The organism is Limnohabitans sp. Hippo4 (genome assembly GCF_003063605.1).
Classification (GTDB): domain Bacteria; phylum Pseudomonadota; class Gammaproteobacteria; order Burkholderiales; family Burkholderiaceae_C; genus Limnohabitans_A.
Genome location: NZ_NESE01000001.1, coordinates 706034 through 719081, shown reverse-complemented (window position 1 = coordinate 719081; position 13048 = coordinate 706034). Strand labels below are relative to the sequence as shown.

10 protein-coding genes are annotated in these 13048 nt (G+C 52.1%); 7 read left to right on the top strand and 3 right to left on the bottom strand.

Features of this window, described 5'->3' with window-relative positions; all coding sequences use genetic code 11:
- Positions 1–21 precede the first annotated feature (21 nt).
- From B9Z46_RS03260 to B9Z46_RS03250, 3 genes are read right to left on the bottom strand one after another with little or no spacing between them, the layout of a single operon-like run.
- Positions 22–1719, bottom strand: coding sequence for a putative 2-aminoethylphosphonate ABC transporter permease subunit (locus tag B9Z46_RS03260; protein ID WP_055360212.1), 1698 nt, complete (start codon positions 1717–1719; stop codon positions 22–24).
- A gap of 7 nt (positions 1720–1726) precedes the next feature.
- On the bottom strand, positions 1727–2797 hold the full coding sequence (locus B9Z46_RS03255; RefSeq protein ID WP_108254504.1) for a putative 2-aminoethylphosphonate ABC transporter ATP-binding protein: 1071 nt from the start codon (positions 2795–2797) through the stop codon (positions 1727–1729).
- A gap of 54 nt (positions 2798–2851) precedes the next feature.
- A complete protein-coding gene (locus tag B9Z46_RS03250; protein ID WP_108254503.1) occupies positions 2852–3883 on the bottom strand; it encodes a putative 2-aminoethylphosphonate ABC transporter substrate-binding protein in 1032 nt (343 codons plus the stop codon).
- Positions 3884–4040: 157 nt separating this feature from the next.
- Here B9Z46_RS03250 and B9Z46_RS03245 point away from each other — a divergent pair, with 157 nt between their 5' ends.
- Genes B9Z46_RS03245 through B9Z46_RS03215 form a run of 7 tightly spaced genes read left to right on the top strand, consistent with a single transcriptional unit; the run spans position 4041 to position 13000 of the window.
- On the top strand, positions 4041–4775 hold the full coding sequence (locus tag B9Z46_RS03245; RefSeq protein ID WP_108254502.1) for an FCD domain-containing protein: 735 nt from the start codon (positions 4041–4043) through the stop codon (positions 4773–4775).
- Between the two features lie 11 nt (positions 4776–4786).
- Entirely contained in the window at positions 4787–6004 is a 1218-nt protein-coding gene (phnA, locus tag B9Z46_RS03240) for a phosphonoacetate hydrolase (RefSeq protein ID WP_108254501.1), read from the top strand.
- Positions 6005–6023: 19 nt separating this feature from the next.
- A complete protein-coding gene (phnY, locus tag B9Z46_RS03235) occupies positions 6024–7481 on the top strand; it encodes a phosphonoacetaldehyde dehydrogenase (RefSeq protein ID WP_108254500.1) in 1458 nt (485 codons plus the stop codon).
- 4 nt (positions 7482–7485) lie between these two features.
- Positions 7486–9141, top strand: a complete 1656-nt coding sequence (locus B9Z46_RS03230) for a Na/Pi cotransporter family protein (RefSeq protein WP_055360218.1) — start codon at positions 7486–7488, stop codon at positions 9139–9141.
- A 27-nt stretch (positions 9142–9168) separates the two neighbouring features.
- Entirely contained in the window at positions 9169–9720 is a 552-nt protein-coding gene (locus tag B9Z46_RS03225) for a phosphonate degradation HD-domain oxygenase (RefSeq protein WP_108254499.1), read from the top strand.
- A 7-nt stretch (positions 9721–9727) separates the two neighbouring features.
- Positions 9728–10564, top strand: coding sequence for an EamA family transporter (locus B9Z46_RS03220; RefSeq protein WP_108254498.1), 837 nt, complete (start codon positions 9728–9730; stop codon positions 10562–10564).
- 18 nt (positions 10565–10582) lie between these two features.
- Complete coding sequence (locus B9Z46_RS03215) at positions 10583–13000, top strand: FAD-dependent oxidoreductase (RefSeq protein WP_108254497.1); 2418 nt, start codon at positions 10583–10585, stop codon at positions 12998–13000.
- The last annotated feature ends 48 nt before the right edge of the window (positions 13001–13048 follow it).

Below are 13048 nucleotides of genomic sequence, written 5' to 3'. Positions count from 1 at the left end.
GCGTGAGATTAAACTGAACAATTATCGAACGCGCCAAGCTTGAGTTCGCTTGTCAACAAACCAGCTTAATAGCGCAAACAACAAAGTGGCCACGGTGGAAATTAATCCAATGAGCACCGCCATGGCGGCTGCGGCGCCAATATCGCCGGCCTCATCCAAATTCAAGATGGCAATGGAGGCTACTTTGGTTTCGGGTGAATACAAAAACACCACTGCCGAGATGGTGGTCATGGCATTGATGAAAAAGTAGCGCGCAATGTCCACCATGGCTGGCGTGCAGATAGGCAAGGTGACGCGCCAAAAAGTTTTGTAAAACGGCACTTTGAGCGAGGCACTGACTGATTCAAATTCGGCATCCAAAGATTTCAAAGCGGTGGTGGCCGTGAGGTGTCCAGTGGTGTAGAAGTGAACAATGGTGCAAAGCGTGAGCAAGGCCATGCTTTGGTACATGCCATGCAAAGGGTTGTTTGGCATGTTGAAGAAAAAGATATAACCCAAGCCCAAAACCAAACCAGGCACAGCCATTGGGATGACTGCCAGCAATTGAAGCGGTGCGCGCACGGCATTCATGCCTTTTGTTTTTTCAAGCAGGTAAGCAGTGACAAACACAAGCAAGGTGCCAAAGAATGCAGTGCCGCTGGCCATCTTCAGGCTGTTGACAAAGCCTTCACCTACTTCGCCATCCACCAAACCCAAGGTGTAGTGACGCAGGCTAGGGCTCAGGTCATAGGGCCAGAAGCTGGCAAAGGAAGCAAACACAGCCATGCCCAACATGGCCAGCATCAGGATGGCAATGAAGGTGCAATAAACCAGCATGATGGCATCGTGCCGTGCATTGGGTTTGGGCTGATAAGCGACTGCGCGGGCACTCAGCATGGCGGTCTGTCGTGCGCTGACATAGCGGTCAACGGCGAAGCTCAAGACTGCAGGAGAGAGCAGCAACAAAGCCACCACTGAACCTTTGGAAAAATCTTGTTGGCCAATCACCAATTTGAAAATATCGGTGGCCATCATGTTGAAATTGCCGCCAATGACTTTAGGAATGCCAAAGTCGGTCATGACCAAGGTGAAGCTGACCAAGGCGGCAGAGATTAAGCCATACTTGGCGCCAGGCAAGGTGATGGTGAAGAACTTGCGTTGGGTGCTGGTGCCCAGTGCATCGGCCGCTTCGTACAAGCGCGCATCGGCCAGTGCAAGTGCTGTGACCAAGATCATCAAAACATGAGGAAACGCTGCAAAACATTCTGCAATCACCACGCCTGCAGGACCATAGATTTGAGAAATGCCAACGGCTTGCATGGCATCTTTCAAAACGCCCTGGTTGCCAAACCAATAAATGAGGGAAATGGCAGACAACAAGGAGGGTGCCAGCAATGGAATCAGGCTGATGGATCTGAACAAAGTTTTGCCTGGCATGCAACTTCGCGTTAGTGCATAAGCAAACACAAATGCCAGGGGCACCACAATGAAGGTCACCAAAAGCGACACCCACACGCTGTTCCACAAGCTGTCTAGTAGGGATGGCGTTTGCAGGTAGCCTATAAAGTTACGCAGCCCCACAAACTGCCCTTGATCATCTTGTGCTGCCTGTTGCAAGATGGCAAGCAACGGTGCTGCCAAGAAGGCCAGGAGAATGAGCAGGACCAGGGCCAGTCCAGCAAAGCCAAACCACTCACTCCAATGCGTGCGTTGTTTGACGTGAGTCAGTGCGAGAGTCATGCCTGGTTTAAAACAATTTGATGCGCTCTGGCATCAGTTTGAGAGGAATTGTTGATCCAGCTTGCAAGTTTTGTTCTGCAAGAAAGTTCAGTGACAAATAAACGGTGAGTGGTTTTGGCGTGATAGCAGGTGCCATCACATGCACATGGCAAAACGCGCCTAAGAATTCAATCTCATGGATGCTTGCCTGAAAGACGCATGCATCTCCTGCCAAGATGGGGCGTGCCAAAACATCTTCTGGACGTAAATACACTTTGACAGGGCCTTCTGGATGCTGATTTGCAGGGATTTCAGCCAGTGGAATTCGCATGTCGCCCAGTTGCAATGCTTGACCTGAAACTGTGCCATCCAAGACATTCACTTGGCCCACAAAATCTGCCACAAAAGCGCTGGCAGGTTCTCTGTAAATTTCGGTGGGTGTGCCCACTTGTTCAATGCAACCATGGTTCATGACCACGATGCGATCGGCCATGCTCAGGGCTTCCTCTTGATCGTGCGTCACCATGATGGTCGTCACGCCCAAGCTTTGTTGCAAAGATCTGATTTCTTCGCGCAGTCGAACGCGCTCGAGAGCGTCTAGGGCTGATAAAGGTTCGTCTAGCAGCAACAAGCCAGGTGAAGTGGCCAAGGCACGCGCTAACGCAATGCGCTGTTGTTGCCCGCCAGACAGTTGGCTGGGATATTTGGTACCGCTGCCTGGCAGACCTACCAACTTCAATAATTCTTGAACGCGTTGTTGAACGACGTCGCGTGCCACTTTGCGATTCACCAAGCCGTAGGCAACGTTATCGGCAATGCTAAGGTTGGGAAACAAGGCGTAGCTTTGAAACACGATGCCGTAATCTCGCTCGGCGGGATGGGCGCTCGAAATGTTTTTGCCATCTTGGAAAATCACACCACGCGATTGGACTTCAAGTCCTGCAATGATCCGAAGCAGAGTGGTTTTGCCGCAGCCTGAGGGGCCTAAAAAGCAAACCAACTCACCTGGAACGATGTCCAAGTTGATGTCTTGCAAGGCAACAAAGTTGCCAAAGGCTTTGTGTAGGTGTTGAAGAGAAAGATAAGGACTTGCAGACATGAGTGACCAACAAAAAGGCCGCCTTGGCAAGGCCAGGCGGCCATTTGGTAAAAATTAACGCTTTTCAGATTTACCGTTGTAACGTGCATTCCACTCGTTCAGGATGCGTTCACGTTGCTCTGCGGCGTATTTGAAGTCCAGCTTGACCAAGCGTGACTCGTAATCTTTGGGCACATTGGGCAAAGGGTCTGCCACACCGGGGTGTGCTGTGATGGCAAAGTTTTTGCCGTAGAGTTTCATGGCATCTTTGCTAGAGGCCCAGTCTGCCAATTTCTTGGCAGCGTCCAATTTCTTGGTGCCTTTGTGAATGGCAAAAGATTCCAAGTCCCAGCCCAAGCCTTCTTTGGGGAAGACCAAGTCGATGGGGGCGCCTTTGGTTTTGTTGGCGTTCGCGCGGTATTCAAAGGCAATGCCCACCACGTATTCGCCACTGGACGCCATGTTGCAAGGCTTGGAGCCAGAGTGTGTGTACTGCGCAATGTTTTCGTGCAATGCGTCCATGTACTTCCAGCCGCCGCCTTTGCCGTTTTGGTCGCCAAACAAAGTCAGCCATGCAATGACGTCAAAGTAACCGGTGCCGCTTGAAGCGGGGTTGGGCATGACAACCTGACCTTTGTAGATAGGTTTGGTCAGGTCTTTCCAAGTTTCAGGTTTTGGAATGTTGCGTTTTTTGGCTTCAATGGTATTGAAGCAAATGGTGGCGCCCCAGACGTCCATACCCCACCAGGCAGGTGGGTTGGCCTTGTCGCGATACTGCGGCATGATGGCGTCCAAGTTGAGGGGGGCGTAAGGCTCGAGCATGCCGTTTTTGTTCATCAACTCGAGGCTGGTGGCAGCGACGCCCATCACGGCATCCGCTTGGGGGTTGGCTTTTTCTGCCAGCAGTTTGGCGGTGATCACCCCTGTCGAGTCGCGCACCCATTTGAGTTCAATGTCGGGGTAGACCTTGTTAAAGCCTTCTTGATAGGCTTTCAATTGGTCAACTTCCAACGCTGTATAGACCAGCAGTTGGGTTTTTTGAGCCCAGGCCATAGAGCCTAGCAACAGACCGCCCACAAGAAGGGCTGATTTGTAAAGTGCGCGCATACGTCATCCTTATCAAGTTAAAACCAACTACTTTCCACGCACGCTGTGACAGCGCTGTGACAAGCCCGTGAAAATCATTGGAATCGAAGATTTAAAGCATGTCAATTGTTTTTTGTAAATTGTTGACAATTGACTAAGTTGTGATCAAATTCGGTGCATGCCGAACGAAACTGTTCTCTCGCCTGCACCGCTTTCAAGCGTCAGTGAGGCCAATGCCACCATCTCCCTGTTGCAAAAACACTCGCTGACGGGTGCGGTGCAACAGGAGATTGAGCGCTTGATCAATGAGGGCGAGTTGGGCCCTGGCGACAAACTCACGGAAGCTTCCCTCGCAGAGCGTCTCGGCGTGTCGAGAGGGCCCGTGCGAGAAGCTTTCCGAGTGTTGGAAGAGGTGGGCTTGGTTCAACTTGAGAAAAATCGAGGCGTGTATGTCAGGCAAATTCCATTGGAAGAAGCCCTTGAGATTTTTGACCTGCGCGCCATGATTGAAGCGCACGTGGGCAGCACCTTGGCGGCCAACGCCACGGAAGAACAGTTGTTAAGTTTGCGAACCTTGGTGACCCAAATGGAGCAGGCGGTCAAGGTGGAAGACGAGGCCACTTATTACCGCTTGAATGTGGAATTCCATGAAGCCATGGTGGCCTATGCAGGCAATAAGAAACTCATTGCGATGTACCGCAAACTCACACGCGAGTTGAGCCTGTTTCGACGGCGCAATTTCTCAGATCACGCCTTGTTGGTGACCTCGGTGAATGAACACCGCGACATCTTGGATGCCATCGGTTCTCGCAACGCAGCCAAATCTGCAGAAGCACTGCGACAGCATGTCCTGATGAGCCGCGAAAGAACGATACGCAATTTCGTTAAATATTCAGAGCGCAAAGCGCCTTAAAAGGAAAAATCATGCAAGTGAACAATCGCACTTATCAGATGCCCAAACAGCCTGTGGTGGTGGTGTGTGTGGACGGCTGTGAGCCCGACTATTTGGGCCAAGCCGTGGCAGGCGGTCACATGCCTTGGATGAAAAAAGTACTGGCGCAAGGCACGGGTTTGCATGCCGATTGTGTGGTGCCCAGTTTCACCAATCCCAATAATTTGTCGATCGTGACAGGTGTGCCGCCCAGTGTGCATGGCATCTGTGGCAATTATCTGTACGACAGTGCCAACAACGTTGAGGTGATGATGAACGATCCCAAGTGGTTGCGTGCGCCTTCTTTGCTGGCTGCATTGGCCGACGCAGGTTGCAAGATGGCGGTGGTCACTGCCAAAGACAAGTTGCGCCAATTGTTGGGTCACAACATGAAGGGCATTTGCTTCTCTGCCGAGAAGGCCGACAAAGCCACAGTGGCAGAGCATGGCATTGACGATGTGCTCAACAAAGTGGGCAAGCCTTTGCCTAGCGTCTACAGCGCAGACTTGTCTGAGTTTGTGTTTGCGGCCGGTGTGTGGCTGATGAAAAACCAACGCCCCGATGTGATGTATTTGTCGACCACCGATTACATCCAACACAAGTTTGCCCCTGGCACGGATGGTGCCAATTCGTTTTACGCCATGATGGACAATTACATGGCGCAACTCGATGCCATGGGTTGCGTTGTGGTGTTGACGGCCGACCATGGCATGAATGCCAAGGTGGGTATGGACGGTCAACCCAAGGTGATCTATTTGCAAGACTGGTTTGATTCTTGGTTGGGTGCCGGCGCTGTGCGCGTCATTCTGCCGATCACCGATCCCTATGTGGTGCACCATGGCGCTTTGGGTTCTTTTGCGACCATTTATTTGCCAGCAGGCACAGATCCGCTGAAGGCTTGTGAAAAATTGCAAGCCGAACAGGGCATTGAGGTGGTGTTGACACGCAAGCAAGCGGCTGAAAAATTTGAATTGCCAGCAGATCGATTGGGAGATTTGGTGGTGGTGTCCGATTACGACACGGTGCTGGGCACCGCCAAATCGAAGCACGATTTGTCAGGCCTTGATGTTCCCTTGCGATCGCACGGTGGCATCAGTGAACAGCGCGTGCCCCTGATCATGAACCGTGCTGTGCCCAACTTGGACCGTCAACGTCGCTGGCGCAATTTTGATGCGTTTGATCTGGCCTTGAATTTTGGACAAACCGCTTAAATTTCAAAAGGCCAGGGCCATGAGTCAAGTCGAACAATTCATCCAAGACCATCAACTCGATGCCATGCGCATTGGCGGCAAAAAGGTGGGCGTCGGACGCGATCGTTTCATCGAAGTGTTTAACCCTTTCACCGAGCAACGCTTGGGGACGGTTCCTAAAGCCACCTTGGAAGAAGTGCGCGAAGCCTATGCCATTGCGCATGCCTACAAGTCCAAGTTGTCGCGTTTTGACCGCGCAGCCATTTTGAACAAAGCAGCAGCATTGGTGAGAGATCGTTTGGACGACATCGCAAACTTGATTTCTGCTGAAGCTGGCTTGTGCTGGAAAGATGCCGTTTACGAAGCCGGGCGTGTCAGCGATGTCTTGTTGTTTGGCGCACAAGAGGTGCTGAAAGACGATGGGCAAATTTTCAGTTGCGATTTGACGCACCACGGCAAGCAGCGCCGTGTTTACACACAGCGTGCGCCATTATTGGGTGTGATCACGGCCATCACGCCGTTCAACCACCCCATGAACCAAGTGGCCCACAAAGTCATTCCCAGTGTGGCCACCAACAACCGCATGGTGCTCAAGCCCTCTGAGAAGGTGCCTTATTCGGCGATTTACTTTGCAGACCTGTTGTACGAAGCGGGCTTGCCGCCAGAGATGTTGAGTGTGATCACAGGCGACCCGCGTGAGATTGCCGATGAAATGCTCACGCACCCAGCGGTGGATTTGATCACCTTTACAGGCGGCGTGGCCATTGGCAAATACATTGCTGACAAAGCGGGCTACCGACGCATTGTGTTGGAGTTGGGTGGCAACGATCCGCTCATCGTGATGGAAGATGCCGACCTGGAAGAGGCCGCCAATTTGGCCGTTCAAGGTTCTTACAAAAATTCGGGACAGCGTTGTACAGCCGTCAAGCGCATGCTGGTGCATCAAGCTGTTGCCAAAGACTTTACCGACTTGGTGGTGCAAAAAACCAAAGCATGGACGTATGGCGATCCATCGGACAAAGACAATTTGATGGGCACTGTGATTGACGAGGCAGCGGCCAAGTTTTTTGAAGCACGCGTGAACGACGCTGTCGCCCACGGCGCTCGTTTGTTGGTGGGCAATCAACGACGGGGCGCCCTTTACTCACCCACCGTGGTGGACCAAGTGCGACCAGAGATGTTGTTGGTGAAAGAGGAAACTTTTGGTCCTGTGTCACCCATCATTCAATTCAAAGACATTGACGAAGCCATTCAAATTGCCAATGGCACTGTCTATGGTTTGTCGAGCGGGGTCTGCACCAATCGCATGGACTACATTGTGCGCTTTGTGAATGAGTTGCAAATGGGCAGTGTCAATGTTCGAGAGGTACCTGGGTATCGCTTAGAGCTCACACCGTTTGGTGGCATCAAAGATTCTGGTCTGGGCTACAAAGAAGGCGTTCAAGAAGCGATGAAGAGCTTTACCAACATCAAAACGTATTCAATGCCTTGGGCTTGAGCGCATGCACAACCTTCTGAACCTGCTGGCGGCAATTGCATTGTTGGTGTGGGGCACCCATACCGTGCGAACTGGCATCTTGCGTGTTCTGGGGGCATCGCTGCGTGAAGTGCTGGCCAGCAGTGTCAAAAAGCCGCTCTGGGCTTTTGTGTCTGGCGTGGGCGTGAGCAGTTTGCTGCAGTCCAGTACCGCCACTTGCCTCATCGTGAGTTCCTTTGTGGGGCAAGGTATTTTTCTGACGTCAACAGCCTTGATCATGATGCTGGGTGCCGATGTGGGCACTAGCCTGATGGCGCTGATGTTCTCATTTGATCTGAGTTGGTTGTCGCCATTGCTGATTGTGGTGGGGGTGGTGGTGTTTGTGGTTAATCAAAACAACACTTTGGGCCGATGGGGCCGTGTGGCCATCGGGCTGGGCTTGATGACCTTGGCGCTCCACCTGATTGTGGAGGCCACCAAGCCCATCACACAATCCAATGGCATGCATGTGCTGCTCAGTGTGTTGCCCAACGACCCCGTGATTTTGATTTTGATTGGGGCCTTGCTGACCGTCATTTCCTACTCCAGTTTGGCCATGGTTTTGTTAACGGCCACCTTGTGTCAAACCCAAGTGGTTTCTTTGCCCATGGCTTTAGGCTTGGTGCTTGGCGCCAACTTGGGCAGTGGTTTGTTGGCATTCTTCACGATGTCCAAGTCACCTGCCGAAGTGCGCAGGGTGCCTTTGGGCAATTTGATGTTCAAGGCCATTGGATGTGCTTTGGCGGTGCCATTTTTAGGCTTTTACTTGCCTGTTGCCGATGACATTCAGGCTTGGGGTTTTGATGCGGTCGTTAGCTTCCATTTTTTGTTCAATGTCTTGTTGTCGGTTTGCATGTTGATGTTGACGGGCAAATTGGGCGATTGGCTCACGCAGTATTTGCCCTCTTCGCAAATTGACAGCAACAAAGTTCAACCCAAGTATTTGGATCCTACGGCACTCACGACGCCCTCATTGGCCATTGCGTGTGCCGCCCGCGAGGCTCTGCATCAGGCCGATGTCGTGGAGGCGATGTTGCGCGGCATTGTGCCTGTGATTCGAAACGACGACGCAGTGCTGGCTGCCAAACTCCGAGAGATGGACGATGGCGTTGACGATTTGTATTCCGCCATCAAGTTTTATTTGACGCAAATTTCGCGCGAGGCCTTGTCACAACGTGAGGGGCAGCGCTGGGCTGACATCATGTCCTTTGCCATCAACATGGAACAAGTTGGCGACATCATTGAGCGGGTTCTGCAAGACATTGAAGATAAAAAAATTGCCAAAGGACGCAAGTTTTCAGAAGCAGGTTTGTCAGAGATCGAGGATTTGCACCAACGCTTGGTTGCCAACTTGCAATTGGGTATGAGTGTGTTCTTAGACGGTGGCGTACGCAATGCGCAAACATTGCTGGAGCAAAAGGTTCAGTTTCGCAATTTGGAGCATGAGTATGCCAGCCGCCACTTGGCGCGTTTGCAGGAGAACACACCGCAAAGCATTGGCACAAGTTCTTTGCACATTGATTTGATCAGCGACTTGAAACGCATCAACTCGCACATTTGCTCCATTGCTTATCCCATCTTGGAGCAGGCGGGTGCATTGACTCATACACGCCTGAAGCAGCCAGATCTTTTGTCTGACTGATGTTTACTTTTATTTGTTGAGACGCACATGGCTTTAAGCTTAAATGACATTGAAAAATTGTTTGAACAGAAGGGCCATGAGCAATACACCGGCGAACCTGTCACCATGTTGCAGCATGCATTGCAGTCAGCTTATTTGGGAGAACAAGAGGGCGCCAGTGATGAGTTGGTGACAGCAGCTTTTTTACACGACTTGGGCCATTTGTTGCACGACTTGGGCGACACCCCCAGCATGCATGGCGTCGATGATGTGCATCAGTACCGTGTGGTGCCATTTTTACGCGGCTTGTTTTCAGATGCGGTCATTGATGCCATTCAGCGGCACGTCGATGCCAAACGGTACCTGTGTGCTGCGCGACCGGAATATCACGATGCTTTGTCAGAGGATTCTCAGCGCAGTTTGAAGTTGCAAGGCGGTATCTTTTCAAAAGAAGAAGCCGACAAGTTCATTTCGGAGCCAGGTGCGCCTGATGCTGTGCGATTGCGTTTGTGGGACGACTTGGCCAAGCAACCTGCGCTTCAAACACCAGGACTTTCACATTACATGCAGATTGCAAGACGCTGCGCTTTGAAAGCCTAAGCCGGACATGACCTGGTCTGTTTTGTTTTTGGTGTTGTTGGGTGCATTGCTGCACGCAAGTTGGAATGCACTGGTGAAATCTAGCACTGACAAAACCTTGGACACAGCCCTGATCCATGTGCTCTGCTCCATTTTGGCACTCCCTGTGTGTTTGTATGTAGGCCCACCGTCGCCTGAATCTTGGCCTTATATCTTGGGTTCTTTGGTGGTGCATGTGGGTTACTACTTTGCATTGGCCGGGGCCTACAAACATGGTGATTTGGGGTTGACCTATCCCTTGATGCGAGGCACCGCACCCATGTTGGTGGCCATTGCCTCTTTTGCTTTGATCGGCGAAGCCTTGTCGCCCTTGGCATGGATGGGTGTTGCCTGCATTTGCGGTGGCGTGTTGATGTTGGGTTTTACGAGGGCTTGGTGGTCGCATCGCAAAGCCATTGTGTTTGCGCTCAGCAACGCCGTCTTGATTGCCATCTACACCGTGATCGATGCCAAAGGTGCGCGCAATTCGGGCCATGTTGCACAATACATCAGCATGTTGTTTGTGCTGGATGGTTGGCCCTTTGCTGCCTTGGTCTTCATGCAACGCAAGGGCCAAGTTTGGCCGTATGTGCGAGCTCGCTGGCCGGTGGCCATGGGCGGCGCATCTGCATCGATTGGCTCGTACGCCATTGCCCTTTGGGCCATGACGGTTGCGCCGGTTGCCATGGTGGCAGCGTTGCGCGAAACCTCTGTATTTTTTGCAGCCCTCATTGGGGCGTGGTTCTTGAAAGAGGTTTGGACAGGGCAGAGAGTTGTCGGCACTGTAGCCATCTTGTCTGGGGTGGCTGCGCTTCGTTTAGGTTAAATCAATCAGGATTTCATCATGGCAACACAAGAGTTTCCTAAGCAAGCCAAAATTGTGATTGTGGGCGGTGGTATTGCCGGATGCTCGGTGGCTTATCACCTGGCCAAGTTGGGCCAAACCGATGTGGTTTTGTTGGAGCAAGGCAAGTTAACCAGTGGCACGACCTGGCATGCTGCGGGCCTGGTGGGGCAGATGCGGCCGAACCGCAACATGACGCGCATGAGCAAGTACGGCATCGACCTCTACTCTACTTTAGAAGCTGAAACTGGATTGGCCACAGGTTGGAAGCAATGTGGCAGTGTCAACGTGGCCCGTACCCCCGAGCGCATGAAAGTGTTGCGCAAGCAAATTGCATTGGCCCGCAGCTTTGGGGTTGAAGTGCACGAAATCACGCCACATGAAGTAGGAGAGCGTGCGCCTTTGTTGCGCACCGATGATTTGGTGGGCGGCATTTGGATTCCTGGCGATGGCAAAGCCAATCCTGCTGACCTTTGCATGTCTTTGGCCAAGGGTGCGCGCCTAAAGGGTGTGAAGATTTTTGAAGACATTGAAGTGACGGGTGTTGATTTGCACAACGGACAAGTCAAAGGTGTCAAAACCAAACAAGGCGATATTCAGTGTGACATCTTGGTGAATTGCGCTGGCCAGTGGGCACGTCAATTTGGGCAACTGGCAGGCGTCAACGTGCCCTTGTATTCCGCAGAACACTTCTACATCGTCACCGACAAAATTGAAGGCATTCATCCGATGTGGCCGGTGGTGCGCGACCCTGATGGCTACATTTATTACAAAGAAGAAGTGGGGGGCTTGGTCATGGGTGGCTTTGAGCCTGTGGCTAAGCCTTGGAACGTGCACCCCATTCCTTCCACTTTCCAATTTGAACTTTTGGGTGAAGACTGGGATCAGTTTCAAATCTTGATGGAAAATGCCATTCAGCGAACACCTTGTCTGGAAACAGCCAAGGTCAAAATGTTGCTGAATGGTCCAGAGAGCTTCACACCCGATGGCAATTTCATTTTGGGCGAAGCGCCTGAAGTGCGCAATTATTTTGTGTGCGCTGGCTTCAACTCTGCGGGCATTGCCAACTCGGGTGGTGCAGGCCGTTTGATGGCTGAATGGATTGTTGGCGGCGAGCCCAGTGTTGATTTGTGGGATGTGGATGTCAGGCGGTTTGGTCCGTTCACAGGCAACCGAAAAGCATTGTCTGAAAGAACGGCAGAAACTTTGGGGCTGCATTACGCGATGCGTTGGCCGCGCCAAGAGTTAGAGACAGTTCGGCCTTTGCGTTGTTCGCCTCTTTATGACATTTTGGCGGCAAAAGGTGCTGTATTTGGCAGCAAGAATGGTTGGGAACGTGTGAACTATTTCCGTCCTGCAGGCGCTGCACCAGCACGCGATACGTTGGACACGCCAGATTGGTTGCCATGGATGCAAGCTGAGCAGAGGGCCACACGGGAAGCTGTGGCACTCTACGATCAGAGCTCCTTCTCCAAGTTATGGGTGCAAGGCCCTGATGCTTTGAGTTTCTTGCAGCACATGTGTGCCAACGACATGGATGTTGCCATCGGCAAAATGGTTTACACCCCTTTGCTGAACGATCGGGGTGGTTTTGAAAGCGATCTGACAGTGATTCGTTTGACCACCGACCGGTTCATGGTTGTCACAGGTTCAGGGCAAACCACGCGTGATTTGGATTGGCTGCAACGCCACGTCACACAGGACATGCGCGTCTACATCAATGATGTGTCGGCGCAGTATTGCGTGCTGTCTTTGATGGGGCCCAACTCGACCGCCTTGATGGCGCGTGTGTGCCCCGACGATTTGTCGCCAGCCAGCTTGCCTTTTGCACACACACGCGAAGTGGATGTGGGCCATGCCAAAGTTCGCGCAGCGCGCATGAGTTATGTGGGCGGACCGGGTTATGAGTTGTACGTCCCTGTTGAAATGACGCGCCACGTTTATTTGACCTTGCAAGGCGCAGGTGTCGATTTGGGTTTGCGTGACGCGGGTTATTACGCCCTCGATGCGTTGCGCATCGAAAGGCAGCGAAGGGCCTGGGGCGCGGAAATGGGTCCTGATGAAACGCCTTTTGAAGCTGGCTTGTGGGCCGGCGTCAAATTGGACAAGATGTCTGATTTCAAAGGCAAGCAAGCATTGCTTGCACGCAAAACACAAGGAAACTCAACTTTGGACAAGAAGTTGGTGAAGATCGTCGCCAAATCACCTGAACATTACTTATGGGGTGGTGAGCCCCTGAACGTGAAGGGGAAGTTTGTCGGTGAAATTACCTCAGCAGGTTGGGGCTATGAAGCTGGGGCCATGGTGGCTTTGGGTTACATCCGAGGTGATTGGGCCCGCCAACCCATTGACCAATTGCAGGCGCAAGCCGAGTTGTGGGGTGTCCCCATTGATGTGGTGATTCATGAAGCCAACTAAAGCCTGTTGCGGGCAGGCATAATTTGACCTGTGCCCCTGTGGATGTTT